Here is a 26855-nt window from a genome sequence, read left to right on the forward strand (position 1 = left end):
AGGCCGAGCCCGCCGCCCAAGGCCGCGCCGTCCCCGGTGAGCTATCCGGAGTACCGCACCGCACCGCGCAAGCACCCGCGGCGCAGCGGTCCGCCGCTGGTCTCGCTCACCCTGCTCATCACCGCGCCCGCCGTGCTCGCCGTCGCCGCCCTGCGTCCGCGCTGACCCCCTGGAGACACTCTTGTCGGATTGGCTTGTTCTCACCCTCGCGATGGTGGCGGCGTGCGTCGTCGTCCTCGTCGTGACCCTCGTCCGGCACCGCGCCGCCAGAGAGGACGAGGACCCGTCCGAGACCCCGGACGTGATCGAGTACATGACGATGATGATCGGCGTGGTGTACGCCATCGTCCTGGGTCTGGCCATCGCCGGCGTCTGGGAGGGGCGCGGCATCGCGCAGGACCACGTGCAGGCGGAGGCCCAGGCGCTGCACGAGATCTCGGAGCGGGTCCGGGTCTATCCGCCGGAGGTCCGGGACCGCATTCGGGACGACGTCAACACCTATGTCGGTCATGTCGTCACAACCGAGTGGAAGAGCATGGCCGACGAGCAGAAGCTCAGCCCGCGCGGCGACCGCCTCTTCGAACGGATCCGTCAGGACGTCACCGACTACGAGCCGGGGACGGACTTCGAGGCCCAGGCGTACCAGCCCCTCCTCGACCAGGTCACCGCCGCGGACGACGCCCGCCGGGGCCGCGGTTCGTCGTCCGGGGCGACCATGCCGGGCGTGGTGTGGTTCGGCCTGATCACCGGCGCCGTGGTCACCGTCGGCATGATCTTCGCCCTGCAGATCAGACGGACACCGCGCGAGCTCGTCCTCGCGGGACTCTTCTCCGCCCTGATCGCCTTCCTGCTCTTCCTGATCTGGGATCTGGACGCGCCCTACAGCCGGGGCATCGCGGCGTCCGCGGAGCCCTTCCGCACGCTGTTCCCGCATCTGCCCGGCTGACGGCGCCTCAGCGGGAGCGGTGCCGCGGGGGACGGACGCCACGCCGTCTCCGTCCCCCGTCCGCACGCACGCCGTCCCCTGAGCGGCCCACACGGTTGCCCCATTCGCGCGACAGGGATCGCGCCGACGCCCACACCTTCCTAGCGTTTCGGTCATCGAGGTGCATTTACGGCGCAAGCGGAAAAGGTCCGCAGCAGGCGCCTCGGGGACCCGGAGGCTCACCATGCGCGCGATAGGCGTCGCTTCGGCCGCTCTGTTGGGCGTGACCGCCCTGACCTTGTCCGCACCGGCCGCCACGGCCGGCGAGGAGGAAAGCAACATCACCCCGTTCGGCTTCAGCGTGCAGCCGTCGACCGTGGCCGCGGGCGGCCAGGTCACGCTGCTGCTGCGGCGCGACGGCGGGTGCAAGGGCAACGCCACGGTCTCCTCGGGCGTCTTCGACACCGTCACCATCCCGCACCGGCAGTCCTCGGCCACGGCCACCGTGGACTGGGACGCCAAGCCGGGCGCCGTCTACCAGGTGACGTTCACCTGTGACGGGGTGAGCGGCCACACGGATCTCGGCATCGCTCCCGGGCGCCCGGCCGACCTGACCCGCCCCCCGGCCCCCATCCAGCGGGGCGTCAAGGCCGGCGTCGGTGGCAGCGTCGCCGGGTTCGACCTCAAGGAGATCGGCCTCGGTGCCGCGCTCATCACCGGTGCGGTCGGCGCCGCCTGGTACGCGTCCCGCCGCCGCGGTGCCACGGACGATTCCTGACCCCCCGTACGGCACGTCGCCCCGGACCCCTGCGAGGGGGTCCGGGGCGACGTGCCGTCACGTGCGGTCTCCGGCGGGGCCGCCGGTCAGATGTGGTTCTCGGTCCGGCGGCGCATCCAGAACACCCCGCCGCCCACGACGGCCGCCGCCACGAGCGCGCCGCCGATCGCCATGTCGGTGGGCGTCGCCCCGCTGGAGCTGCTGCCGCCCAGACCACCGCGGACACCGCCGATGACGGTGAAGGCGGCCGGCCGGGTGAGGTTCCGGTTCTCCCCGCAGTGGGCCGTGATGTCGTACGAACCCGGTCGGGCGTTGCGGTCGATGGTGACCGTCGCCGTGGAGGTCTTGCCGCTCACGTGGTGCAGCGGTGTGGTCGGGAAGACCGGCGAGGAGACGGTGCTGCCCGGCATCTGGCAGGACGAGCCGTCGACCGTGACGGTCAGCTGCCCGCCCCGGGCGATGACACTGGGCATGGCGACGATGTTGCTGGGGCTGTCCCACGCCGTGGCCGCGGGGGCGGCGAGCCCCACGACCGCGGCCGCGACGGCAGAGACCGCCAGGGCACGAGTTGTACGCATGTGATCCTCCGCGGAAGACGCCCCGGGACCCGTCCCCGGTCGATCGGCGAGAAAGCGCCTCCCAGACAGACCCTCAGATGCCCTGCACACGGCCGCATTTCGGGAATGGTCCGTCCTGGTGAGCGGACACGCCGGAAGAATTCCGCGCAGAGCGATGTCATTGCAGGTCACGGACCGTCAGAAATTTCCTGCGCAGCGCGACTCGGATGGCTCACGCCGGTGTCGGGCACCACCCGTTCGCACGTTTCCCCGTCGCCCGCCGGGCGAGCTGCGCTTAGCGTTCTCATATGCGCGACGGACGCGGCGACGGCCGCGTCGAGAGGGGATTGCGAATGCACGCGTCCGAGCTCGCCGAAGAGGAGGAGCGGCAGAAGAAGCGCGCGCCGTGGGGCGTGATAGCGCTTGTGCTGCTGACCGGCCTCGCTCTCATCCGCAACGGTTCGGGAGAGTTCGACGTCGGACCGCCGCAGCCTGCGACGGCGGCGGCCGCGGACAGCCACGTCAAGGACGGCGGCACGTTCCGGAAGGCCGCGCCCGGCCCCCTCGCCTACTCCGAGGTCGACCGGGTCAGGATTCCCGCCATCCAGGTCGACGCCCCCGCCATGCCCGTGGGCCTCGACGCGGAAGGCTGGGTCGACGCGCCGCCCCCCGAGGACCCCAACCTCGCCGGCTGGTTCACCGGCGCGGTCTCCCCCGGCGAAAAGGGCACGGCCGTGGTCGTCGGCCACGTCGACAACAAACTCGGGCCCGCCGTCTTCTACGGGCTCGGCGCGCTGAAGAAGGGCAACCGCGTCGAAATCCAGCGCAAGGACGGGAAGACCGCCGTATTCGAGATCTACGGAATCGAGGTCTTCGAGAAGAGCAATTTCCCCGGAGACCGCGTCTACGGCACCAAGGGAACTCCCGAATTGCGCGTCATCACCTGCGGAGGCGGTTTCTCCAAGCAGCAGGGCTACAACGGGAACGTGGTGGTGTTCGCCCGCCTGGCCGAGGTCCGCTGAGCGTTCCCCGGCCGGGCGAGGCCCGTCGGCGGACCGGGCGCCCCCGGCCCGGTCGCCCCTTCTACGTGTACTGCCTGCGGGGCACGGTGACGTGGTAGCCGGAGTCCAGCAGTTGCGGCAGGTAGTCGCGCAGCGCCTGCACACTCTGCGAACGGTCGCCGCCCGCGTCGTGCGAGAGGACCACGACCCCCGGGGCGGCACCCTGCTCCACCCGGTCGGTGATCCGCCGGGTGCCCGGCGTCGTCCAGTCGAGCGTGTCGACCGTCCAGGCGAGCGGCTCCATGCCCAATTCGGCGCCCAGCTGGAAGGCGGCCCGGTTCCAGGCGCCGTAGGGGGCGCGGAACCACACGGGCGGCTCGCCGTACGCCTTGTCGATGACCTCGCTGGTGCGCTCCATCTCCGAGCGGATCGCGGAGCGGGAGAGCCGGGTCAGCAGCGGGTGGGTCCAGGTGTGGTTGCCGACGATGTGCCCGTCGTCGGCCATCTCCCGCAGCAGGTCCTTGTTGTAGGCGGCCATCTCGCCGCACACGAAGAACATCGCGCGGACGTCGTGCGTGCGCAGCGTGCGCAGGATGTCGGGGGTGTAGCGCGGGTCGGGTCCGTCGTCGAAGGTGAGCACCATGCTGCGCCCGCGTCCGGACATGCGCAGGAACGGCTCGTGCCGGACGAGGGTCTTGGCGGGCCCCCCGTGGGGCGGGCCGTAGCCGGTGATGGGCTGGAGGCGGTACGCGGAGGGCTTCAGCGCGCGGCGCGCCTGAGGGCCCGAGACCGGGGCGGGACGCGGCACCGGGTGCGCGCCCGGGTCGGCGGTGAGCAGCCGGGCCGAGCCCGCCGCCCCGGCCGCGCCCAGCACCGCGGCACCGGCGAGCAACGCCGTGCGCCGCGTGAGCAGCTGATCCTTTTTCATGACTCATCAGTCGCCCATTTGACCGTCGGCGCAGCCCAGCAACACGGCTGCGGGCCCCCGAATGCACCCGATGGAACCAGTCAGCGGCGACGCACCAGGGGGAAGGGCAAGGTCTCGCGAATGGTGCGCCCGGTGGGGAACATGACGAGTCGGTCGACACCGATGCCCAGGCCGCCGGTGGGGGGCATCGCGTACTCCAGCGCGTCGAGGAAGTCCTCGTCGAGCTCCATCGCCTCGGGGTCTCCCCCGGCGGCCAGGAGCGACTGCGCGGTGAGCCGCCTGCGCTGCTCCACGGGATCGGTCAACTCCGAGTAGGCGGTGCCCAGTTCGGTACCGAAGGCCACCAGGTCCCAGCGTTCGGCGAGCCGCGGGTCGGTGCGGTGCTGCCGGGTGAGGGGGGACACGTCGGTGGGGAAGTCCTTGTAGAACGTGGGCAGCTCGGTGCGCTCCTCGACCAGCCGCTCGTACATCTCCAGCACGACGTCGCCGTGGCCGTCGTCGGCCGTCCAGGGCACGCCCGCGCGGTCGCAGAGCCGGTGCAGCGCGGCGAGCGGGGTCCCGGCGCCGATCTCCTCCCCCAGCGCCTCGGAGATCGCCCCGTACACCGTCTTGACCGGCCACGGCCCGGAGATGTCGTACTCGGTGCCGCCCTTGCGGGCGACGGGGGTGCCGAAGGCGGCGGTGGCGGCCCCCTGGATCAGTTCCCGGACGAGGTCGAGCATCACGTCGTAGTCGGCGAAGGCCTGGTAGGCCTCGAGCATCGTGAACTCGGGGTTGTGCTTGTAGGAGACGCCCTCGTTGCGGAAGGTGCGGCCCATTTCGAAGACCTTCTCCAGGCCGCCGACGCACAGCCGCTTGAGATAGAGCTCGGGGGCGATGCGCAGGTAGAGGTCGAGGTCGTAGGCGTTGATGTGGGTGGTGAAGGGGCGGGCGTTGGCACCGCCGTGGATCTGCTGGAGCATCGGGGTCTCGACCTCCAGGTACCCGCGGTCGAGCAGCCCCTGCCGCAGGGCCTGGACGGCGGTGGACCGGGCCCGGACGACGTCGCGTGCGTCGGGGCTGGACACCAGGTCGACGTAGCGGCGGCGCACCTTCGCCTCCGGGTCGGCCAGGCCCCGGTACTTGTCCGGCAGCGGGCGCAGGCACTTTCCGGTGAGCTGCCAGGACGTGACGAAGACGGTCGGCTCGCCCTTGTCGCTGGTGCCCCGCTCGCCGGTGGCCGTGATGTGGTCGCCGATGTCGGTGTCGGCGGTGAAGCGGCCGAGGGCCGGTCCCGAACCGGAGCGGGTGAGGGCGAGCTGCAGGTCGCCCGACCAGTCGCGCAGCACGGCGAACACGATGCCGCCGAAGTCGCGGACCAGCATGACCCGGCCGGCGACGGTGACCTCCTCGCCCGCGGGCGCCGTACGGGCCGCGACGGCGGTGTGGGTGCGCGGCGGGACGCCGACCGGGTACGGGTCGGTGCCCTCGGCGCGCAGCCGGTCGAGGGTGCGGTGCCGGACGCGCACCTGCTCGGGCAGGCCCGCGGCCGGATCGTCGGCCCCGGCCTCGTCCCCTCCGTCGAGGCCGAGGGCCGGCAGCGACGGCAGTCCCTCGGTCGTGGCGGGCCGCGGCTCGGTCCTGCGCCTCCCCCGGTTCCGCAGTTCGCGCAGCGTGGGGACGGAGACGAAGCCCTCGGCGATCCCGGACGCCAGGCCGATGCGGGCGAGGGCGCCGGCGTCGCCGTAGCAGAGGAAGCGCGGGTACCACTCGGGGTGGTACTTGGCGTTGGAGCGGTAGAGCGCCTCCAGCTGCCACCACCGGGAGCACAGGAGCAGCAGCCGGCGCCACAGCCGCAGGACGGGGCCCGCGCCGATCCGGGCGCCTTCCTCGAAGACGGAGCGGAACACCGCGAAGTTGAGGGAGATGCGGCGCACGCCGGACTTCCCGGCGACCGCGCACAGTTCCGCGACCATGAACTCCATGACGCCGTTGGGGGCGTTGCGGTCACGGCGCATCAGGTCGAGCGAGACGCCGTCGCGGCCCCAGGGCACGAAGGAGAGCAGCGCGAGGAGTCCGCCGTCGCCGTCCAGGGCTTCGACGAGCAGGCAGTCGCCGTCCGCGGGGTCGCCCAGGCGGTCCAGGGCCATGGAGAAGCCGCGCTCGGTCTCGGTGTCCCGCCAGGCGTCGGCCTTGGCGACGATCTCCGACATCTCCGTGTCGGTGAGGACGGAGTGGCGGCGCACCCGGCAGGTGGCACCGGAGCGCCTGACCCGGTTGACGGCCTGCCGGGTGACCCGCATCTCGCGCCCGCCGAGGTCGAAGTCGGCGACGTGCAGGATCGCCTCGTCGCCGAGCTGGAGGGCGCCGAGCCCGGCGCGGGCGAACGCCTTGGCACCCTCTTCCGAGGCGCCCATCACGGCGGGCGCCCAGGCGTGGCGCCGGGCGGCGTCCAGCCAGGCGTCGATGGCGTGCGGCCAGGCCTCGCGGTCGCCGACCGGGTCACCGCTGGCGAGGCAGACGCCCGCCTCGACGCGGTAGGTGACGGCGGCCTTGCCGCTGGGCGAGAAGACGACGGCCTTGTCCCGGCGGGTGGCGAAGTAGCCGAGCGAGTCCTCGGCGCCGTAGGCCCGGAGGAGGGCGCGGATGCGGGACTCCTCGTCGCCGTGCAGGGCCGCCTCCATGCGCTGGGAGCGGAAGAGCGTGGCGGCCGCGTTGAGCAGGGCGAGCGCGCCGAGCAGGCCGAGGAGGAAGAAGAGCCAGCGGGGCGGGTATCCGTCGAAGGACCGTCCGGACGCCAGGCCGCCGCAGACCCGGTTCGCCGCCCACAGCAGGCGCTGGCCGCGCGGCAGTCCGCCGGGGGCCAGCTCCACGAGCCCCCAGCCGATCAGGATCGCCGCGGCGAGACCCGCGACCAGCACCGCCAGGGCCCGCCGCGCGGCGGCGCGGCGGTGAGCGGCGTAGAACTCCCGGCGGGCCGCGAGGAGCAGCAGCAGCGCCAGCCCGCAGACGCACAGGGACGGGATCGACTCGGCGTACAGGCCCAGCGCCACCCCGAGGACGTCGGCGAGGACCAGCAGTCCGAGATAGACGACGACCAGCCACCAGGCGGCCTTCTTGCGGGCCGCGGTCGCGGCGGCCAGCAGGAAGAGGAAGACGGCGTAGGCCAGGTTGGCGCTGACCGGCACGGTCAGCAGGTCCAGGAAACGGACGACCGGGCGCAGCAGCCGGCGCAGCGGCGCGATGAAGGCCAGCAGGGCGCAGAGCAGACCGAGCGCGCCGAAGAAGACGGCGAAGCCGTCGGGCACCTTGCCGAGGAGACCGCCCCGGGACGGCCGTGCGGGGCCCGCGGCACCCTTCGGCCTGGTGGCCTGGACGGTGGCACTCATGCTTCCGACTGTAGGAAGACCTGGCCCGCGCCGCCCGTCGAGCGGCTCCGCGCGAGCCGGGGGGACGGCTGTCGCACGTGCCCGCCCGGCTCCGGACGAAGGGCTTCCGATAACCTCACCGCCGTGACGGATCAGCAGCACTCGCATCGCTTCGAGCGGGGCACCGACGGCCCCAAGGTCATCGTCGTCGGGGTGGACGGCTCCGACTCCTCGCTGCGCGCCGCGGCATATGCCGGTGGCCTCGCACGCCGGCAGCGCGCGCTGCTCGCCGTCGTCTACATCCAGCCGGTGATGGCCGCGGGGGCGGCGCTGGGGGTGCCGGTCGGCGAGACGACCGACGAGATCGCCGAGGATCTGATCGCGCAGATCAGGGAGGCCACCGAGCGGGTCAAGGACATATTCGACGTGCGCTGGGAGTTCCACACCTTCCGCGGCGACCCGTACAACGGTCTCGTGACGGCGGCCGACGAACTCAAGGCGGACGCCGTGGTGGTCGGCGCCTCCGAGCAGGCGGGGCACCGGATCGTCGGCTCGGTGGCGATCCGCCTGGTGAAGGCGGGACGCTGGCCGGTGACGGTGGTGCCGTAGCCGCAGGCGGACCTGCGGAGCCGTGGGTCCGGTCGGCCGCGTCCGGGCGTACCGGCGTGCCCGGTCGGCGACTGCCCTGCGGCTACTTCCCCATGACGAGGCCGTCCTGGGCCGCGCCCCGGCTCAGGACGACGTCCCGGATCCGGTCGCGGACGGCGGTGCGCCCCGGCTCCCCGTCGAGCCCGGTCACCCGGCCGGACGCGACGTCGAACCACTGGGGCAGGAACTCGGCCTTCGCCACCTCCCAGCGCCCGCCCGGACGCGCGGGCGGCGTGAAGGTGAAGCGGCCGACGCTGCTCTGGTTTCCGCGCGGGTCCCGGACACCGTCGTGATTGAACATCTCGCCGGCGATCTGGTCGCCCATGCCGTACACCACCCAGGTGCCGTTCACCTTCTCGTACGCCTGCGGGACGTGGGCGTGCGTGCCGAGGATCAGGTCGATGTCGGGGCGCGAACCCGTCCGGGAGGCGGTGAGTTCCCGCGCCAGGGTCAACTGCCGCTCGTCCGGCTCGTCCTGCCACTCCGTCCCCCAGTGCACCGAGACGACGACCACGTCGGCGCCCGCCGCCCGGGCGGCCCGCGCGTCGGCCACGATCCGGTCCCGGTCGATCAGGTTGACGGCCCAGGGCTGTCCGTCCGGCAGCGGGTAGCCGTTGGTGTCGTAGGTGTACGCGAGTTGGGCGACCGCGGCGGCGCCCACCCGCAGGACGGTGGGGCTGCTCGCCTCGGCGGCGGTGCGGGCCGACCCGGCGTGCCGGACGCCCGCCCGGTCCAGGGCGTCGAGGGTGCGGTGGATGCCGGGGGCGCCGTCGTCCAGGCTGTGGTTCGAGGCGGTGGAGCAGCCGTCGTACCCGGTGGCGGCGAGGCCTTTCGCCACCTCGGGCGGGGACTTGAAGGCCGGGTAGCCGCTGTAGTCGCCGTCGGCGCCGTACACCGTCTCCATGTGACAGATCGCCAGGTCGGCTCCCGACACGACGCGCCGGGCCCCCGACAGCATCGGCCCGAAGTCGTATCCGCCGCCGCCCGCGTCGGCCCGCGCCCGCGCGATGATCGAGCTGTGCGGCAGGACGTCACCGGAGGCGACGAGTGTGAACCCCCGGGACGCCGGGGGCGCCGCCGGGTGGCCGGCCCGCGACGCCGGCGGCTCCCCGTTCTGGCAGGCGGCGGCCACGGCGACGAGTACCGCCGCGAGACCGATGCCGGCCAGTCGCGCACGTGTGGTCATATCGAGCCCCGATGCAATCGGACGATCATATTTATTGACACACATGCACATACAGGGACGAACCAAAGTCAACGACCCACCACACCCGCTGGCCCGAACGGAGCACACCGATCGGAAAGAACGCGCGAGCCCCTGCCCCGCAGCCGGGGACGGGTACGGAGGACCCCGCCCGCGGCGCCGGGGACGAGCGCGGACGACGCCCAGACCGTCCGGACCCCGAGGACGAGCCCGCCGGGGCGAGCGGGCGCGTCGGCCACCCCCGGCCGGCATTCCGCGCACGATCCCGGCCCCGGGCCGGTAGGAGGACTCCCACCCCCGGTGGACCGTTCGTCGTACCGTTCACCGACCGCATCGACCGCCCACCGCACACCCATGCCCCGCCCCTGTCCCCGCGGAGCCCCACCCGCTGGCATACAGGCCATGACGGCCGGAACCACCACCATCACCCGCGGCACGACCGCGGAGCACGAACTGGCCGCGCTGCAGCGCGAGCACGGCCGACCGCTGTTCGCGCTGCTGCTGCGGCTCTCCGACGGAGACCGCCAGCGCGCCGAGGACCTGCTCCAGGAGACCCTCGTACGCGCCTGGCAGCACCCGGAGGCCCTGCGCGCGCACGATTTCACCTCCGTGCGCCCCTGGCTGCTCACCGTCGGACGGCGACTCGCCATCGACGCGCGGCGAGCGCGCCAGGCGCGTCCCGCCGAGGTCGGGGACGAGGTGCTGGAGAGCGCCCGGGTGTGCGCCGATCACGCCGAACGGTCCGCCGCGACGCTCGATGTGCGGGAGGCTGTGAAGACACTCACTCCCGAGCACCGTGAAGTCCTGGTGCAGGTGTACTTCCGGGGGGCGAGTGTGGCGGAGGCCGCGGAGGTGCTCGGGATCCCGCCCGGTACCGTGAAGTCCCGCGCGTACTACGCGCTGCGCGCCCTGCGCCGGGTTCTTCCGGGATACGCGGCCGACCTGCGGTGAAACCGAAGGATCAGTCAAGCCTCCGTAAAGCGCCTTGCTGAGGACCATGGTTGGGCCATCAGCTGTCCTCATCCGTGTTTCCGGACTGGGACCCGGGGTCGGGCGACGCGCACGCACCGGAGGAGGGCAGGAAGGGATGCTGCACAGAGGTCAAGAGAGCACGGGCGGCACCGGCGGCGGCGAACTGGCCGTCCCCATGGCGTGGTTGTACGCCGAATACATCGCCGACGAACTGCTGAGAACCGGCGACCTGATGCCACCGACGTCCTTCGAGTTCCGGGCCGGGCGCGACGCCCTGGCGCTGACCATCTTCCTGTCCGACACCGGCGGCGAACTCTCCGGCATCCGCGTCGTCTCGCAGCTGGAGACGTGGATGTCGCTCACCGCCTACGACCAGCCGTGGCAGGACTGGGTGCGCGAGCGGATGGCGGGGCTGGAGAGGGAGGCCGCCACGGCGGGCGGCCCGGCACCGGACCTGGCACTGGCGGCGGCGGCCTGGCGCTGGCTGGAGGAGACCGAGTTGCTCGCCCCCGACCTCGACGCGGTCCCCGGGGGAGGCTCGGTTCCGGGCGAGGACGACGGGCCCAAGGTGTGGACCCCGGCCTGGCAGCTGGGGCTGCCGCTGGGGCACCTGGCGATCCATCTCTTCTGAGGACGGAAAGTTTTCCGACTCCGACCAATCCGCGGGCCTCACCGCTCCGAATATCTCTCCCCGTTTCCCCGGGGGTCTTGAGTGATTCGGCGGCCAGGTCCGTACCGGTGGGCAACAGCAGCATCACCCCCACCCCGCCCCCCGGCACGAGGATTTGGTATGAGGTCCCTGGAACGCCATCGCGACGTCGGCGCCTACACGCTCGGCGTGCTGGACGAAGCGGATGCCTTCCGCTTCGAGGACCACCTCATGGGGTGTCCGAGCTGCACCGCACAGGTGAGTGAATTCCGCCCGGCAGCACGGCAGTTGATGCTGTACAGGCGGGCGACACCGCGTGCCGTGCATCCCTTCGCGGCCCCCGGGCCCCGGTTCCTGGACCGGCTGCTCGGCGAGGTCGCCGCGCGCCACCGGACCGGGCGCAGGCGGTGGCTGTACGCGGTGGCGGCGGCCGTGGTCCTGGCCGTGGGCGGGCCCGCGGTCGCGGCGGTGACGGCGCACGACGCGCCGTCGGACCGGGTCGCGGCGACCGACGCGCACAGTGGCGTGTGGGCCCAGGTCACGTGGGCGGACCGGCTCTGGGGCAGCGAACTCGACGTACGGGTCAAGGACTCGGGAGGGCCGCGCGCCTGCCGGCTGGTCGCGGTCGGCAAGGACGGCACGGAGGAGACGGTGACGAGCTGGATGGTCCCCGCGCACGCCTCCGGTGCGTCCAGCCTGCACGGCGGTGCCGCGCTCAAACCGCGCGAGATCAGCCGGTTCGAGGTCCGCACGAAGGACGGCGAACGGCTCGTGACGCTCGACCCCCGCTGAATGGCCGACAGGCGTTCGGTGTTCGGCGACGGTCGCCGGACACCGTGCCGCAACTCCGGCGCGGCCGGCCCGCCCGTCCCGGCGACGCGGGGCCGGCCGGGCGCTCCGCCCGGTACGGGCCGGCCCGCCGAACCGGCGGACGCGCCGACCGGCCGGACCGCCCTACTTGAGGAGCCGCGACAACCGGCGGTCCGCGAGCGGTTTGCCGCCCGTCTGGCAGGTCGGGCAGTACTGCAGCGAGGAGTCGCTGAAGGAGACCTCACGGATGGTGTCGCCGCACACCGGGCAGGGCTCACCCGTGCGGCCGTGCACCCGCAGGCCGCTCTTCTTCTCGGCCTTGAGCCGTCCCGCGGCCACCCCGCGGGAGCGCTCGACCGCCTCGGTGAGCGTGCTGCGCAGCGCCTCGTACAGCCGCCGGCTCTCCTCGGGCGTCAGCGTGGAAGCGATCTTGTAGGGCGACATCTTCGCCGCGTGCAGGATCTCGTCGCTGTAGGCGTTCCCCACACCCGCGATGAGGCTCTGGTCGCGCAGCGCGCCCTTGAGCCGGCGCCGTTCGCCTTCGAGGATCCGCGCGAACCGGGTCTCGTCGAAGTCGGCCGCGAGGGGGTCCGGACCGAGCCGGGCCACGCCCGGGATCACGGCCGGGTCGTGGACGACGTACACGGCGAGCCGCTTCTGGGTGCCCGCCTCCGTCAGGTCGAAGCCCTGCCCGGTGTCCAGGGCCACCCGCAGGGCCAGCGGCCCCTTGCCGGGCCGGGGCGGGCCGTCGGGGAGGCTGTCCTTCCAGTGCAGCCAGCCGGCGCGGGCCAGGTGCGTCACGAGGTGCACGCCGCCCGCGTCGAGGTCCAGGAACTTGCCGTGGCGGTGCACGGCGGTGACCTCGCGGCCCTCCAGGGCGGTGAGCGGAGGGTCGTACGTCTTCAGGACGCTGATCGCGACGGGTAGGACACGGACGATCTCCCGGCCCACGAGATGGCCGTCCAGGAAGTCCTTGAGCGCTTCGACCTCGGGCAGTTCCGGCATACGTCCAGGGTGCCACCCGGCGCCGACAGCGCCAGGGGAGAGCCGTTCCGTCAGTCCCGCTCCGGGACCGCGAACTCGCACCACAGGCACTTGCCGCCGCCCCGGGCCTCCACGCCCCAGCCGTCGGTGAGCAGGTCCACCAGGAGCAGGCCGCGGCCCGAGACACCGGACTCGCCGGCCTCGCGGCGGCGCGGCAGTGCGCTGGAGGAGTCCTCCACCTCGACCCGCAGCCTGCGGCCGGGACCGGTCAGCGCGCGCAGGGTGACGACCGCGGCGCCCTCGGTGTGCATGAGGGCGTTGGTGATCAGTTCGTCGGCGACCAGCTCGATCTCGTCCGCGCGGTCGCCGGCGCCCCAGGCGCGGACGGCGGCGCGGATCATGTGGCGGGCCTCGGTCAACGCCTCCGGGTCGCCGGGCGCGACGTGCTGCTGGAGCCGCCCGCCGGTCTGCTGGGTGGGGCCGCGGCGGCGCAGCAGCAGGAGGGCCACGTCGTCGTCGCCGCCGCGCTCCTCGGCGACGTCGATGAGCCGGTCGGCGAGTTCGCGGACGTCGTCCGGGCCCGAGCGGACCAGCTCGCTGAGGGTCTGCATGCCGTCGTCGAGGTCGACGCCGGGCTGCTCGACGAGTCCGTCGGTGTAGAGCAGGAGGGTCTGGCCGGGGTCGAGTTCGAGGGTGTCGACGGGGTATTCGAGGCTGCCGAACTCCGCGGACAGGCCGAGCGGCAGCCCGCCTTCGACGGGGAGGCGCCGGCAGGTGCCGTCGGTGTTCCGGACCATCGGGTCGATGTGGCCGGCCCTGACCACCTGGACGACTCCCGTGGACAGGTCCGCCTCGGCGTACAGGCAGGTCGCGAAGCGGTCGGTGTCGAGTTCGTGCAGGAAGACCGAGGCGCGGGCGATCACGGTGGCGGGGGTGTGCCCCTCCGCCGCGTACGCGCGCAGCACGATGCGCAGCTGGCCCATGACGGCCGCGGCGTGCGTGTCGTGGCCCTGGACGTCGCCGATCACGGCGCCGACGCGTCCGCCCGGCAGCGGGATGAGGTCGTACCAGTCGCCGCCGATGTCCCGGCCGAGGGCCGCGGAGCGGTAGCGGACGGCGAGATCGGCGCCGGGCACGCTCGGGATGGAGCGCGGCAGCATGGCCTGCTGCAGGCCCTGGGCGAGGTCCTTCTCCTGTTCGAAGAACATGGCTCGCTGGAGGCTCTGCGCGATGCTGCTGCCGAGGGCGACCAGGACGTTGCGCTCCTCCGCCGAGAAGCCGCGCCGGTCGTTGTAGAGGAGCCCGATCGCGCCGATGGGCCGGGCCTGCACGATGAGCGGCAGGTAGGCGGCGGAGGTGATCTTCAGGTCGGTGATGTTCGGCCAGAGCAGGGGGTAGGACTCGGCGAACTCCTCCGGCGACTCGATGAAGTGCGGTACGAGGGTCCGCACGACCTCGTTCATCGGGAACTGCTCGTCGATGCGGGTGACCCGGGTGCCGGGCACGTAGCTGTACTCGGGGCCGGCGGCGACCAGGCGGACCCGCCCGGCCTCCAGCAGCCCCATGACCAGGCTGGTGGCCCCGAGGTGGGTGACGCCGTGGGTGTCCTCCAGGACGTCGATGACGTCCTGGACGGTGCGGGCGTGCGCGAGCGCCGCCGTGGTGATCTGCACGACGCTCGTCTGCTGGCGCCGGGCCTCGTCCTCGGCGGCCTGCTCACGGCGGGCGGCGCTCTCGCTCAGCTCCTGGGTGGCGTCGCGGACGATGCCGAGGATGCGGCGGGGACGGCCGGTGGCGTCGCGGTGGATGTAGCCCTGGGTGTGCGTCCAGCGCAGGGAGCCGTCCCGGTGGCGGACGCGGAAGTAGGCGCCGTAGTTGGCGCTGCCGTCCTTGAGTGCCTGGGCGACCATGGTGTCGAGTCCGTGGGCGTCGACGGGCGGGACGCGCGCACCGAGGGTCTGCGGCTCGCCGTCGTACTCCTCCGGGCTCATGTCGAACACGGCGAGGGCCTGGGCGTCCATGTACATCACGGCGGTGTCCAGGTCCCAGTCGAAGCTACCCATGCGGTTGAGCGCCATGATCGGATCCGGGCGGGCGGGCCAGTCGTCCGGGAGTGACAGGGCGCTCGCTCCCCGATCAACCATGGGCCCACCTTGCCAGGATTTGCCCGATTATTCGACTCGTGGGGGCCCGCGCGGGCCGCGCCGGGAAGCTCCCGGGAGGACGGCCGGACCGGTTGCGGCGTCCGGGTGACGGGTGCCGGTGTCGCTCACGGTAACGCAGCGTCACACTGGAAGGAGTGAGGAGGCCGACGTGGAGTGGTTCACGGCACCCGAGTACTGGCTGAGCCGGGTGGTCTTCCAGCGGGCCCTGGCCGGTGTGTACCTGATCGCCTTCCTGACGGCGGCGCTGCAGTTCCGGGCGCTGCTCGGGGAGCGCGGCATGCTGCCGGTGCCGCGCTTCGTCGCCCGGGTGCCGTTCCGCCGGGCACCGAGCGTGTTCCACGCCCATTACTCCGACCGGTTCTTCGCCGCCTGGTCCTGGACCGGGTGCGCGGTGTCGGTGGCCCTGCTCGCGGGGCTCGACGGATACCTGCCCCTGTGGGGCGGCATGCTGCTGTGGCTGGTGCCCTGGGCGCTGTACCTGTCGATCGTGAACGTCGGGCAGACCTGGTACGGCTTCGGCTGGGAGTCACTGCTCCTGGAGGTCGGCTTCGTCGCGGTGTTCCTGGGCAACGACGAGGTGGCGCCGCCGGTCGTCGTCCTGTTCCTGCTGCGCTGGGTGCTGTTCCGGGTGGAGTTCGGTGCGGGCATGATCAAGCTGCGGGGCGACGCGTGCTGGCGCAAGCTGACGTGCCTGGACCACCACCACGAGACGCAGCCGATGCCGGGTCCGCTGAGCTGGTTCTTCCACCACCTGCCGAAGCCGGTGCACCGGATCGAGGTGGCCGCCAACCACTTCACGCAACTCGTGGTTCCGGACCTGCTGTTCACCCCGCAGCCGGTGGCGACGGCGGCCGCGGCGCTGATGATCGTCACCCAGCTGTGGCTGATCCTGTCGGGCAACTTCTCCTGGCTGAACTGGATCACGATCGTGCTGGCGCTGTCCGCCGTGCGGCTGCCGGCCTCCGCACCGGATCCGGTCCCCGCCGCCCCCCTCTGGTACCAGGTCGTCGTGCTGGCCGTCGCCGCGGGCCTGGTGGGCCTCAGCTACCGTCCCGCCCGCAACCTCGTCTCCCGCCGGCAGGTCATGAACCGCTCGTTCGACCCGCTGCACCTGGTCAACACCTACGGGGCGTTCGGCAGCGTCAGCCGCGTCCGCTACGAAGTGGTCGTCGAGGGCACGGCGGACGAGGCGGCACGCGAGGACTCGGACTGGCGGGAGTACGAGTTCAAGGGGAAACCGGGCGATCCCCGGCGGTGGCCGCGGCAGTTCGCCCCGTACCACCTGCGGCTCGACTGGATGATGTGGTTCGCGGCCCTCTCCCCCGCCTACGCCGGTTCGTGGTTCGGCGCGCTGGTGGAGCGGCTCCTGGAGAACGACCGCGACACGCTGCGGCTGCTGCGCCGCTCCCCGTTCCCCGCGGACGCCCCGCCGCGCTTCGTGCGCGCCCGTCTCTTCCGCTACCGCTACACGACCTGGCGGGAGTTGCGGGACACGGGGGCGTGCTGGGAGCGGACCTGCGTACGGGAGTTCCTGCCACCGACGCGGCTGGACTCGGTGGCTCGGAGGCGGTAGACGCGGGTCGCCGTGTCCGTGCGCACGGCGGCGCGCTCGTCGCCGCCCAGCCGACGCGTCAACCCGTCGGCGCAGGCGACGACTTCCGCGTACGTCGCCGCGACCGTGCACACCGGCCAGCCCGAGCCGAACATCAGGCGGCCGGGCCCGGAGGCGTCCAGGACGGTGTCGGCATAGGGGCGCAGGCTCTCCGTCGTCCACGTCGCCGGATCCGCCTCGGTCACCATCCCGGAGAGTTTGCCCACCGTGTTGGGGAGCGCGGCGAGCTCCCGAAGGGCGGACGCCCACGGCTCCGTCTCCCCGGAGGCGATCGGCTTGCTCAAGTGGTCCAGCACGCACATCAGTTCCGGGAGCGACGCGGCCGCCGCCACGCAGGCCGGGAGCTGACCCGGCAGGACCACCAGGTCGTAAGCGAGACCCTGGTCCGGACGACCTCACGGCTCGCCCCTCCGGTCCCGCGGCAGCCGACCCGGAACGGCGCGCGTCCTGGGACGGAGAGGGGCCGGAGGGAGCGAACGAGCCCCCGGGGCACTCCCGGAGGCCCACACGTCGGCCGGTCAGCTCCGCTTCAGCCGGAGCGTCACCAGCTCGAACGGCCGCAGCGGGAGCCGGAGCCGCCCCCCGTCCCGCTCGGGCGCCGCCGCCCCGGCCAGCGGGCGCTCCAGCAGGTCCGTCACCGTGACCTCCTCGAACGGGAAGCCCACCGTGAGCGTGGCCCGCGACCGACCGCCCCGCGACTCGTGGAACCGGACGACCACGTCCCCGCTCCCGTCGTCGGCCAGCTTGACCGCCGTCACCACGACCGCGTCCTGCTCGACGGTCACCAGCGGCACGACCTCCTGGGAGCCCGTCACCCGCCGCTCGGGGAGATTGATCCGCCAGCCCTCCCGCACCGCGTCGCCGATCGCCGCGCCCGGTACGAGGGCGTGCCGGAACCGGTGGACACCCTGGTCGGTCTCCGGGTCCGGGAAACGCGGCGCACGCAGCAGCGACACCCGTACGGTCGTGGTCGTACCGGAGTCGCCGTCGCGCACGGTACGCGTCACGTCGTGGCCGTACGTCGAGTCGTTCACCACCGCCACCCCCCAGCCGGGCTCCTCGACGTGCACGAACCGGTGGTTGCAGGCCTCGAACTTCGCCGCCTCCCAGCTGGTGTTGGTGTGCGTCGGCCGGTGGAAGTGCCCGAACTGGGTCTCGGACGCGTACCGTTCGGCGTGCACGTCCATCGGGAACGCCAGCTTGAGGAACTTCTCGGTCTCGTGCCAGTCGACCTCGGTGTCGATGCCGAGCCGCTGCTCCCCGGGCGCCAGCGACAGCACCTGCGTGACCCGCGACGCGCCGAAGGAGCGGACGACCCGCACCGAGACGCCGTCCTCGCCGGGCACCACCTCGTCGGCGTCCACCAGGTCGGTGACCGTGTTCCGGTAGAACTCGTCGACGTCCCAGGCGTCCCACATGTTGGGGAAGTCGGGGTGGATCTGCAGCAGGTTCGCCGCCAGCCCCGGCGCGACGGTCTCCCGGTCCGCGGACAGGTCGTAGGCGGAGACGACCAGCCCCCGCGCGTCGATCTCGACCCGCAGCATCCCGTTGTCCAGGACGTAGCCGCCGTCCGGACGCGGCTCCAGGGCCGTCTCGCCGAGGACGGCCGGGGTCCGGGCACCGCCCGCCGGAACCCCGTCGCGGCTGTGCGGGGCCGAGTTGAACACCAGCGGCGCCGACCCCTCCCCCGCCAGCGCGCGCTGCGCGGACTCGACGACCGCGTTCAGCTCCTCGGCGACCCTCTCGTACGTCTTCTGCGCCTCCCGGTGCACCCAGGCGATGGAGGAGCCGGGCAGGATGTCGTGGAACTGGTGGAGCAGGACCGTCTTCCAGATGCGGTCCAGGTCCTCGTAGGGGTAGGCGAAGCCGGTGCGTACCGCGGCGGTCGCCGCCCAGAGTTCGGCCTCGCGCAGCAGGTGCTCGCTGCGGCGGTTGCCCTGCTTGGTCTTCGCCTGGCTGGTGAGGGTGGCCCGGTGCAGCTCCAGGTACAGCTCGCCCACCCAGACCGGTGCGGCGGGGTACTCGGCCTGCGCCTTCTCGAAGAACGCCTCGGGGGTCTCCCAGACCACGGTCGCGGCCCCCTCCAGGTCGCGCAGCCGGGCCGCCTTGGCGACCATCTCGCGCGTCGTGCCACCGCCGCCGTCTCCCCAGCCGGTGGGCGCGAGGGAGTGCCGGGCGACTCCCTTGTCCTTGAAGTTGCGCGCGGCGTGCGCGATCTCGCTGCCCTTCATGGAGCAGTTGTAGGTGTCGACGGGCGGGAAGTGAGTGAAGATCCGCGTGCCGTCGATGCCCTCCCACTGGAAGGTGTGGTGGGGGAACTTGTTGGTCTGCGACCACGAGATCTTCTGCGTCAGCAGCCACTTGGAGCCCGCCGCCTTGATGATCTGCGGGAGGCCCGCGGCGAACCCGAAGGTGTCGGGCAGCCACGCCTCCTCGTTCTCGATGCCGAACTCGTCGAGGAAGAAGCGCTTGCCGTGCACGAACTGACGGGCCATCGCCTCCGAGCCCGGCATGTTCGTGTCGGACTCCACCCACATGCCGCCGGCGGGCACGAACCGCCCGTCGGTGACGGCCTTCTTCACGCGCGCCCACACCTCGGGGCGGTGCTCCTTGACCCAGGCCCACTGCTGCGCCTGGGACATGGCGAAGACGAAGTCGGGTTCGTCCTCCAGCAGCGCGGTCATGTTGGAGGTCGTACGGGCCACCTTGCGCACGGTCTCGCGCAGCGGCCACAGCCACGCCGAGTCGATGTGCGCGTGCCCGACGGCGCTGATGCGGTGCGCGGAGGGCACGGCGGGGTCGGCCAGCACCCCTTCGAGCCGCTCGCGTGCGGCGGCCGCCGTGCCGTTCACGTCCTGGAGGTCGACCGCGTCCAGGGCGCGCTCGATCGCCCGCAGCAGGTCCCAGCGCCGCGCGGACTCCACGGGCAGCTCGGCCATCAGCTCGCCGAGCACTTCCAGGTCGATCACCAGCTGCCACACCGTCTCGTCGAAGACGGCCAGGTCCATGCGCGCGAGGGTGTACTGCGGCTCGCTGCCGGCCGTCTCCTTGTCACCGAGCGGGGTGGGTACGAAGGGGTGGTAGTCCAGGATCACCGGATTGGACGCGGCCTCGATGTGCAGCCGCACCTCCTCGCCCCCTTCGACGGGAGCGCCGATCCGCACCCACTGGTTGCGGGGGTTGAGCCCCTTCACCGGGGTGCCGTCGGGGCGGTAGACGAGGCCCTCGCACTGGAAGCCGGGCATGTTCTCGTCGAAGCCGAGGTCGAGGATCGCCTCGACGGTCCTGCCCGCCCAGGCGTCCGGGACGGTGCCGGTGACCCGGAACCAGCTGGTGCCCCACGGAGCACCCCAGCGCGCTCCGACCCCGATCGGCTCCGCCTCGGCCGCCAGGCCTTCGGCAACCGGCACGGGCTCGCCCGGCGCGTTCCACACCGCCACGTCCAGCGGTACGGACTCGGGATACACGGCGGGGCGGATGCGCTCGTCGAGGACGCGCTTGAGTCGGGCTTCGACCAGGGTGCGGTCGTCATGCATGAGAGTGCTCCGTGGGTGTGGGTGCGGGCTACCAGGTGTGGGTGGTCGTGGCGGCGGTCGAGATGGTGAACAGCTCCCCCACCGCGCGCACTTCGAACCGTGCGGCGGTCTCCCCCTGCTCGGGGGCGAGTCCCTGGAGGTGGTATGCGCGCTGGCAGGTGCCCCCGAGGAAGCGCCGGGTGCCGTCGGGAAGCGCGCGGTACAGCTCGTAGTGCCGTACGGCGCCGGGTGCCGCCTGCCACGCGAGGCGCAGGCTGCCGCCCTCGGCGTCCGTGACACGCAGGCCGGCGGGCGCGGCGGGGGTCTCCCGCGCGTTCCGGACGGCCAGGCCGCCCAGACGCAGCCGCACCGGGGCCGAGCCGGTCCGGGTGAGCCGGACACCGAGGGCGCGCACGTTTCCGGTGAGGCCGGAGAGCCGGACGGTGGAGGTCCGCCAGCCGCCGCCCGCTTCGACGGGGAAGCAGGTGTACGGGGGCGCGCCGCCCGCCGTGCCGGGTTCGGCGGTGGCGACGGCCAGCTCGATCCGTACGGCGCCGGCGTCCGTGCGGTGGGTCAGCTCCACCACCGTGTCCGGGCCGAGGGGGAGCCTGGTCGCGTACAGGTCCAGGGTGACCGGTGCGTCGAGGGGGCCGTCGACGAGCAGGCTGCTTCCGCCGCGCCAGGCGTCCGCGAAGTCGAAGCCGACGGACGGTCGGCGGCCCGTGGTGCGGACGACCCAGCGGCGGGAGGGCAGCCGGTCCTGGAGACCCAGGTGGTGCCACGCGGTGTCCGAGGCGACCTGGCCGCCGTCGTACCACTTCAGGCCGTGTCCGGTGTTGAAGGTGGTGGCGAAGGGAACGACGGTGACGGTCGAGCGGTCCGCGACGGAGACGGCCGGGGCCCGCCAGCCCGCTGCCGTGGCGGGCTTCGAGGGGTCGAGCGAGGCGCCCGTCCAGAAGAGGTCGTCGGCGCGGTGGAAGTCACCGGGGGTGCGGTTCGCGGGCAGGTGGTTGCGGGTCCACTCGGGCCGGTAGAAGCCCAGGGAGGTGACGTGGGCGCGGTCGGCCGGCACGATCGCGTCCCAGTCGACGGACGTGTTCGTGCCGTTCGCCTCGACGTCGACGCCCGCCCACAACTCGTAGCGGATGCGGTCGAGTTGCCTGGCCGTGGTGCCCGAGGAGGCGAGACTGCCGGGTGTCCAGCGGAAGTCGACGAACATCGAGTCGGCCGACTGGAAGAAGGCCTTGTTCCGGTTGTTCAGCGCGCCCTGCCAGCTGACCGCGCCGCTCACGGTCATCGAGTCGTACCAGGTGACGCGCTGCCCCCGGGCGGCGCCCAGTGCCTTGAGTTCGTGGAGGAAGCCGAGCATGTCGCCGGCGAGGGCCGCGTCGCCGCCGCCGGTCTCGGCGTTGACGAACCAGCCGTCGAAACCGTACGCGGCGGCGACGGCGACGAGTTGCGCGGCCAGCGGATGGTGTCCGGCGGAGTCCTTCTGCACGAGGTCGCGGGTCCACTGCAGCTGTCCGCCGTAGGCGACGGGCGGCAGGAAGACGTTGCCGAGGACGGGCACGCCGTGGCGGTGGGCGGCGTCGACGATCGGCGCGTTGGGCGCGAGGATCAGCCCCTCGCCGGACGAGCCGCCCCAGAAGACGAGTTCGTCGATGTACGACCAGTGGTTGAGGGCGTAGTAGTCGGCCGTCGCCGCGCCCTGCGAAGGGTTGCCCGCCGTCGGGCCGAAGGAGACGAGGGACTGGATGCGGGCCTGGCCGGAGCGGGCCGTCCGGTTCGCGGGCGTCGGCGTGAAGCGGGGGGCGAGGGACACGGAGGCCGCGTTGAACGCCAGGTCCGGGTCGCTCTCGGCCCGCCATGCCTTCAGGCTCCGCCAGGTGATGCCGGGGCCGGGGGTGCCGGCGGGCAGCGAGTCGGGGTACCAGTACGCGGCGTACGGCCGGAGGTCCCGGGCGGCGGCGGCAGCCGGGGCGGACAGGCCGGGGACGAGCCCCGCGGCGGCGCCGGCGCCGGCGAGCAGGACGGTACGTCGGCTGAGGTTCACGGTGTGCTCCGTAACGTTGGGGGACGGACTACGGTGCGTGCGGAGGTGCTGCCGCGGTGCGGCCGGTGGTGCGGCGGCCACGTCCCGCGGGGTGACGGCTTCGGTGCCGGGGTGCCTCCGGTGAGGCGGTGACCTGGTTCCGCGGGCCGACGCCCTCGGCGCTGCTGCGGTGCGCCGCCCGCGCGGCGGCCCGGCCGGGGGTGACGCGACGCGGGGAGCGGGCCGGTTACGCGGTCACCTGGTCGGGGGTGACGACCTCGGTGATGCCGCGAGCCGTGAGGTGCTCCTGGTCCCGGGCGCGGCTCGCCAGCACGGTGGTGGGACGGACACCGTCGCCGGCCAGCCGGGCGAAGGCCTCGAAGACCGGGCCCCCGGGCGCGCAGACGGAGCGGCCCGAGCCGGTGTCGACGACGAGCGCGGTCGTGCGCGGCGCCGGGTGCTGCCCGGTCCGCCGCTCCGCGACGATGCGCGCGATGGTCTCCCCCACGGGCTTGGTCCGCCGGTCGTTCGTCAACAGACCGAGCCCGTATTCGAGTTCGGGGAAGTCCGCGAGGCTCCGGCTCACGTCGTGCGAGCACCACCAGGTGACGCCCCACAGGTCCGGGCAGTCCAGCGCGTTGGCGACGGTCGCCTCCGCGAAGGCGGCCGCGTGCTCGGCCGGGATCAGTGGGGCGGGCGCGCCGACCTCCTGGAGCCAGACGGGCCGCCGGGGGTCGTCCGCCCACGCCTTAGAGAGTTCGACCAGGTAGGCGGCATGGTGCTCGGTGGCGGTGCCCGTACGGCCGTGCCGCTGGGCCGTGCCGTTGAACACCCAGGAGTGCACGGCGGTCACGGCGCCGAGCCGGGCCGCGTGGGCGGGGGTGAAGGGCTGGTCGTCCTGGTACCAGGTGGCGTCGTAGGAGGCGTGCAGGTGGAGCTTGTCCGGCGCGCCCTTCGCGCAGGCGGCCAGCAGGGTCCGGAGCCAGGTCTCCGCCTCCGCGGACGTGACGCGGTCGGGGTCGGGGTGCGGAGCCGCCGCGAACTGACTGATCTCGTTGCCGAGGGTCATGCCGATGAAGTTCGGCCGGTCGGCGAGCGCGGCGGCGAGGGTGCGCACGAACTCCGCCTCGCCCTCGACCACGTCCGGGTCGGTGAAGATGTTCCGGCGGTGCCAGGTGCGGGTCCAGGCCGGCAGGTGGTCGAAGCTCGACAGGTGGCCCTGCAGACCGTCGACGTTGACGTCCAGGCCCCGCTCGGCGGCGGCGTCGGCGAGGGCGACGAGCTGCTGGACGGCGCGCGGGCGGATCAGGGTCCGGTTGGGCTGGAAGTAGGGCCACAGCGGGAAGACCCGTACGTGGTCCAGGCCGAGCCGCGCGATGGAGTCGAGGTCGGCGCGGACGGCGTCCAGGTCGAAGTCGAGCCAGTGGTGGAACCACCCCTGGCTCGGCGTGTAGTTGACGCCGAAGCGCACGGCAGAAGGCATACGGGGTCCTTGCGAATCGGGGGTGGGGGCGCGGCCTGGGGCTCGGGCACTCGTGAGCGTGAGGGGGCTCAGCCCTTCACCGCGCCCTCGCCGACGCCGCGGAAGAAGAACCGCTGGAGGCAGGCGAAGAGCACGATGAGCGGTGCCACGGCGATGATCGTGCCGGCGGCGACGAGCCGTTCGTCGTTGGCGAAGGTGCCGTGGAGGTAGTTGAGGCCGATGGTCAGGGTGAACTTGGAGGGATCGCTGAGCACGATGAGGGGCCACAGGAAGTCGTCCCACGCACCCATGAACGCGAAGATCGCGACGACGGCGAGAGTGCCCTTCACCGAGGGCAGCGCGATGCGCAGGAACCGCTGCCAGGTGTTCGCCCCGTCGACGAAGGCCGCCTCCTCGATCTCGTAGGGGAGGTTGAGGAAGGCGTTGCGCATCAGCAGCACGTTCATCGCGCCGATGCAGCCGGGCAGGACGACACCGATCAGGGTGTTGTTCAGGCCGAGTTCACGCATGGTCGTGAACTGGGCGATGATGATGCCCTCGACGAGACGAGCATCGCCAGAATGAAGACGAGCGTGGCGGCCCGGCGCCCCCGGTAGCGCAGCCGGGCCAGCGCGTAGCCGGCGAGGGCCGCGCCCACGCAGTTGGTGACGACGTTCGCGGCGGCGACCTTGAGGGAGTTGAGGGCGTAGTCCCAGACCGGGATGGTGTCCGCGACCCGTGCGTAGTTGTGCAGGGTCGGGTCGCTCGGCAGGAACCGGGGCGGCGAGCCGAGGATGTCCTCGGTGGGTCCCTTGAGCGAGGTGGACAGCTGCCAGACGAACGGGCCGACGGTGAGGGCGAGGACGGCGAGCAGCAGCAGGTAGCGCAGGGCCAGTTCCCAGAAGCGGATGCGCCGCCCGTGCTCGTCGGTGACGCGCCGCCGCGGGGCGGGCGCGGCGGCGGGTGCCCGGCCCGACTCGGGTGTCTTGTCGACGGTGGTCACGCGTCCTCCTTCCGGTCGGCGCGCAGCACCAGGAGCATGAGCGCGACGGTGACGACGAACACGACGACGGAGATGGCGGACGCGTAGCCGACCCGGCCGGTGAGGCCGGTACCGGTGCGCTGGACGAGCATGACGAGAGTCGTGTCCTCGCCCGCCGGACCGCCGTCGGGCCCCGCCATCAGGTACACCTCGGAGAACACCTTGAAGGCGGCGACCGAGGAGAGCGCGCCGACCAGGACCATGGTGGAGCGGACGGCGGGCACGGTGACCGTGAGGAAGCGGCGCACCGCGCCCGCACCATCGACGGCTGCGGCCTCGTGCAGTTCGCGCGGCACATTGGCGAGTGCGGCCAAGTAAATGATCATGTAGTAGCCGAGGCCCTTCCAGACCGTGACGGCCATGGCACTGAGCAGCAGCAGCCACTGGTCGCTGAGGAAGCCGACCTTCCCTGCCCCGACCGCCTCCAACAGCGAGTTCACCAGGCCGCGTTCGTCCAGGAGCCACACCCAGATCAGTCCGACCACCACGATGGAGGCGACGACGGGGGTGTAGAAGGCCGACCGGAAGAAGGTGATGCCGGGGATGTTCTTCCGGACGAGCAGCGCGAGCAGCAGCGGCAGCAGCACGAGCGCGGGGACGACCCCGACGACGTACAGCGCGCTGTTGCGCAGCCCGATCCAGAACATCTCGTCGTGCAGCAGTTCCCGGAAGTTGGCCAGGCCCACGAACCGGCCGGGGATCAGGGTCCGGCGGTCGGTGAAGGCGTTGACCAGCGTGGAAACGAACGGATAGAGGATGAACGCGCCCGTGATCAGCAGCCCGGGGGCGGCGAACAGCCAGGGGCTGAACGGGAGATGGCGTCGCACGCGGCGCGGACGGCCCCCGGGGGCGGGGTGCGGCAGGGGTGCCGGACGGGTCGTCCGGGAGACCGTGGAACTCGCCATGCCGGTTCAGCCCTGCTGCTGGAGGAGCCGGTCGCAGGCCTCGACAGCGTTGTCAAGAGCTGCTTTCGGGCTCTGCTTGCCCTGGAGCGCCTTGGCGACCTCGTTCCGCAGCGCGGTCTTCATCTGCTCGCTGAACAGCACCGGCGTGTAGTTCACCGCGTTCTTCAGGGACTGGGCCGCGGCGACCCGCACCCGGGTCTCGTCGGTCCCGTCCTGCCGGGTGAAGTACGGGTCGTCGAGCGATCCGGCGGTGCTCGGGAAGATCGCGACCTTCTTGGCGAACGCCATCTGGTTCTTCGCGTCGGTGACGTAGTGCGCGAAGGCGACCGCGGCCGGCGTCCGCTTGGTCCGCGCGTTGACCATCACGCCCATCACGTACATGTTCACCTTGCCGGTGCTGGTGATCTGGTCCGTGATGCCGATGTTCTTGTACAGGTTCGGCGCCTGCTTCTTGAAGTTGCCGAGATCGAGCGCGCTGCCGGGGTTCATGGCGACGGCCTCCGTGAGGAACTTCTTGCCGGACGACTCCGGCGTCGCGGTCAGCGCCTGCGGGTCGAGCGCCTTGGCGTCGTACAACTCCTTGTACTTGGTGAGGAGTTCGACGCCCTTGGCGTCGTTGAACGCGAAGGCGGTGCCCTTCTTGTTCATCAGCGGGACGCCGTACCGGCCGAAGTCCTCGATGGTGGGCACGTTGGCGAGCGTGGCCACCTTGCCCTTGCTCTTCCTCGCCAGCTGCAGCGCGTCGGCGAAGAGTTCGTCGTACGTCGTCGGCGGCTTCGAGGCGTCGAGCCCCGCCTCCTCGAAGAGGCTCTTGTTGTAGAACAGCGGGCCTGTGTTCAGGTACCAGGGGAAGGCGTACGTGCCGGTCATGCCCGGTATCCGGTGGCTGGCCCAGGCGCCGTCCAGGTACTCCTCGCGGTACTTCGCGGCGGCCTTGTCGAGGTCGAGCGCGAGGCCCGCCTTGGCCAGCGGGGCGACCAGGTCGGGCGAGACGTTGACGACGTCGGGCAGGGTGCCGCCCGCCGCGTCCGCGCTGATCTTGTCCGCGTAGCCCTCGGCGGGCTGGTCGACCCACTTCACGTGCGTGCCGGGGTACTTCTTCTCGAAGTCGGCGATCACGCCCTCGAAGTACGGCTTGAAGTTGGCGCGCAGGTTCCAGGTCTGGAAGGTGATGTCGCCCTCGATCTTGCCGGAGGCGTCGGCCGGGCCGCTGCCGCCGTCGCCGGACCCGCAGGCGCTCAGCGGCAGGACGACGGCGACGGCGGCGGCGACAGCGAGGACTCTGCGGGGGATACGCACGGATGGGGCTCCTTCGCCGG

General features: G+C 72.4%; 20 protein-coding genes and 2 pseudogenes. 9 read left to right on the forward strand and 13 right to left on the reverse strand.

What is annotated here, in order from left to right; translation table 11 throughout:
• Window positions 1-36: 36 nt before the first annotated feature.
• The 3 genes from ACZ4NT_RS32265 to ACZ4NT_RS32275 all read left to right on the forward strand — a co-directional run bounded on the left by ACZ4NT_RS32265 (window position 37) and on the right by ACZ4NT_RS32275 (window position 1703).
• On the forward strand, window positions 37-165 hold the full coding sequence (locus ACZ4NT_RS32265) for a hypothetical protein (protein ID WP_467728600.1): 129 nt from the start codon (window positions 37-39) through the stop codon (window positions 163-165).
• A 16-nt stretch (window positions 166-181) separates the two neighbouring features.
• Window positions 182-946: a bestrophin-like domain gene (locus tag ACZ4NT_RS32270; protein WP_121407368.1), complete on the forward strand. Its 765-nt coding sequence runs from the start codon at window positions 182-184 to the stop codon at window positions 944-946.
• Between the two features lie 223 nt (window positions 947-1169).
• Complete coding sequence (locus ACZ4NT_RS32275) at window positions 1170-1703, forward strand: hypothetical protein (protein ID WP_121407367.1); 534 nt, start codon at window positions 1170-1172, stop codon at window positions 1701-1703.
• An 86-nt stretch (window positions 1704-1789) separates the two neighbouring features.
• Here the strand turns inward: ACZ4NT_RS32275 and ACZ4NT_RS32280 are convergent, their stop codons facing one another.
• Window positions 1790-2281, reverse strand: a complete 492-nt coding sequence (locus ACZ4NT_RS32280) for a hypothetical protein (protein WP_183117096.1) — start codon at window positions 2279-2281, stop codon at window positions 1790-1792.
• Between the two features lie 332 nt (window positions 2282-2613).
• On the opposite strand from ACZ4NT_RS32280, the gene ACZ4NT_RS32285 reads away from it, so the two are divergent.
• The gene (locus tag ACZ4NT_RS32285) at window positions 2614-3282 is read left to right on the forward strand and encodes a class F sortase (RefSeq protein WP_121407366.1); all 669 of its coding nucleotides are present in this window, start codon (window positions 2614-2616) and stop codon (window positions 3280-3282) included.
• Window positions 3283-3343: 61 nt separating this feature from the next.
• Here ACZ4NT_RS32285 and ACZ4NT_RS32290 read toward each other — a convergent pair whose 3' ends face one another.
• Both ACZ4NT_RS32290 and lysX read right to left on the reverse strand, forming a co-directional pair.
• Window positions 3344-4189, reverse strand: a complete 846-nt coding sequence (locus ACZ4NT_RS32290) for a polysaccharide deacetylase family protein (RefSeq protein ID WP_121407365.1) — start codon at window positions 4187-4189, stop codon at window positions 3344-3346.
• 80 nt (window positions 4190-4269) lie between these two features.
• On the reverse strand, window positions 4270-7557 hold the full coding sequence (lysX, locus tag ACZ4NT_RS32295) for a bifunctional lysylphosphatidylglycerol synthetase/lysine--tRNA ligase LysX (protein WP_467728601.1): 3288 nt from the start codon (window positions 7555-7557) through the stop codon (window positions 4270-4272).
• A 123-nt stretch (window positions 7558-7680) separates the two neighbouring features.
• On the opposite strand from lysX, the gene ACZ4NT_RS32300 reads away from it, so the two are divergent.
• Window positions 7681-8145: a universal stress protein gene (locus ACZ4NT_RS32300; protein ID WP_121407363.1), complete on the forward strand. Its 465-nt coding sequence runs from the start codon at window positions 7681-7683 to the stop codon at window positions 8143-8145.
• An 82-nt stretch (window positions 8146-8227) separates the two neighbouring features.
• Here the strand turns inward: ACZ4NT_RS32300 and ACZ4NT_RS32305 are convergent, their stop codons facing one another.
• A complete protein-coding gene (locus tag ACZ4NT_RS32305; protein ID WP_467728602.1) occupies window positions 8228-9370 on the reverse strand; it encodes a CapA family protein in 1143 nt (380 codons plus the stop codon).
• Between the two features lie 420 nt (window positions 9371-9790).
• Here ACZ4NT_RS32305 and ACZ4NT_RS32310 point away from each other — a divergent pair, with 420 nt between their 5' ends.
• The 3 genes from ACZ4NT_RS32310 to ACZ4NT_RS32320 all read left to right on the forward strand — a co-directional run bounded on the left by ACZ4NT_RS32310 (window position 9791) and on the right by ACZ4NT_RS32320 (window position 11801).
• Entirely contained in the window at window positions 9791-10339 is a 549-nt protein-coding gene (locus ACZ4NT_RS32310) for a sigma-70 family RNA polymerase sigma factor (RefSeq protein WP_467728603.1), read from the forward strand.
• A 136-nt stretch (window positions 10340-10475) separates the two neighbouring features.
• Window positions 10476-10991: a hypothetical protein gene (locus ACZ4NT_RS32315; protein ID WP_121407360.1), complete on the forward strand. Its 516-nt coding sequence runs from the start codon at window positions 10476-10478 to the stop codon at window positions 10989-10991.
• Between the two features lie 159 nt (window positions 10992-11150).
• A complete protein-coding gene (locus ACZ4NT_RS32320) occupies window positions 11151-11801 on the forward strand; it encodes a zf-HC2 domain-containing protein (protein WP_121407359.1) in 651 nt (216 codons plus the stop codon).
• Window positions 11802-11963: 162 nt separating this feature from the next.
• Here ACZ4NT_RS32320 and ACZ4NT_RS32325 read toward each other — a convergent pair whose 3' ends face one another.
• Together ACZ4NT_RS32325 and ACZ4NT_RS32330 are read right to left on the reverse strand one after the other, a co-directional pair.
• Window positions 11964-12824 (reverse strand): Fpg/Nei family DNA glycosylase, encoded by an 861-nt coding sequence (locus ACZ4NT_RS32325; protein WP_467728604.1) that lies wholly within the window; start codon window positions 12822-12824, stop codon window positions 11964-11966.
• A 50-nt stretch (window positions 12825-12874) separates the two neighbouring features.
• Complete coding sequence (locus tag ACZ4NT_RS32330) at window positions 12875-14947, reverse strand: SpoIIE family protein phosphatase (RefSeq protein ID WP_121407357.1); 2073 nt, start codon at window positions 14945-14947, stop codon at window positions 12875-12877.
• Between the two features lie 169 nt (window positions 14948-15116).
• On the opposite strand from ACZ4NT_RS32330, the gene ACZ4NT_RS32335 reads away from it, so the two are divergent.
• Window positions 15117-16541: a lipase maturation factor family protein gene (locus ACZ4NT_RS32335; RefSeq protein WP_467728605.1), complete on the forward strand. Its 1425-nt coding sequence runs from the start codon at window positions 15117-15119 to the stop codon at window positions 16539-16541.
• Here ACZ4NT_RS32335 and ACZ4NT_RS32340 read toward each other — a convergent pair.
• The 7 genes and pseudogenes from ACZ4NT_RS32340 to ACZ4NT_RS32370 form a co-directional block, all read right to left on the reverse strand.
• Window positions 16433-16966, reverse strand: a pseudogene (locus tag ACZ4NT_RS32340) (amidohydrolase family protein); the annotation flags it as partial. The gene ACZ4NT_RS32335 and the pseudogene ACZ4NT_RS32340 sit on opposite strands and share 109 nt — an antisense overlap.
• A gap of 132 nt (window positions 16967-17098) precedes the next feature.
• On the reverse strand, window positions 17099-20116 hold the full coding sequence (locus ACZ4NT_RS32345) for a glycoside hydrolase family 38 N-terminal domain-containing protein (RefSeq protein WP_121407355.1): 3018 nt from the start codon (window positions 20114-20116) through the stop codon (window positions 17099-17101).
• Window positions 20117-20144: 28 nt separating this feature from the next.
• Window positions 20145-22148 carry an endo-beta-N-acetylglucosaminidase gene (locus tag ACZ4NT_RS32350; protein ID WP_467728606.1) on the reverse strand — a complete coding sequence of 668 codons (2004 nt, stop codon included), beginning with the start codon at window positions 22146-22148 and terminating at the stop codon, window positions 20145-20147.
• Between the two features lie 226 nt (window positions 22149-22374).
• Entirely contained in the window at window positions 22375-23610 is a 1236-nt protein-coding gene (locus ACZ4NT_RS32355; RefSeq protein WP_467728607.1) for a glycoside hydrolase 5 family protein, read from the reverse strand.
• A gap of 68 nt (window positions 23611-23678) precedes the next feature.
• Window positions 23679-24592 (reverse strand): annotated as a pseudogene (locus ACZ4NT_RS32360) (carbohydrate ABC transporter permease).
• Window positions 24589-25536 carry a carbohydrate ABC transporter permease gene (locus ACZ4NT_RS32365; RefSeq protein WP_467728608.1) on the reverse strand — a complete coding sequence of 316 codons (948 nt, stop codon included), beginning with the start codon at window positions 25534-25536 and terminating at the stop codon, window positions 24589-24591. Before ACZ4NT_RS32365 ends, ACZ4NT_RS32360 begins: the two are co-directional and overlap by 4 nt.
• Window positions 25537-25542: 6 nt before the next feature.
• Window positions 25543-26835 carry an ABC transporter substrate-binding protein gene (locus ACZ4NT_RS32370; RefSeq protein WP_467728609.1) on the reverse strand — a complete coding sequence of 431 codons (1293 nt, stop codon included), beginning with the start codon at window positions 26833-26835 and terminating at the stop codon, window positions 25543-25545.
• Between the last annotated feature and the right edge of the window lie 20 nt (window positions 26836-26855).

The sequence above is a fragment of the Streptomyces sp. NPDC026417 genome, assembly GCF_055567695.1.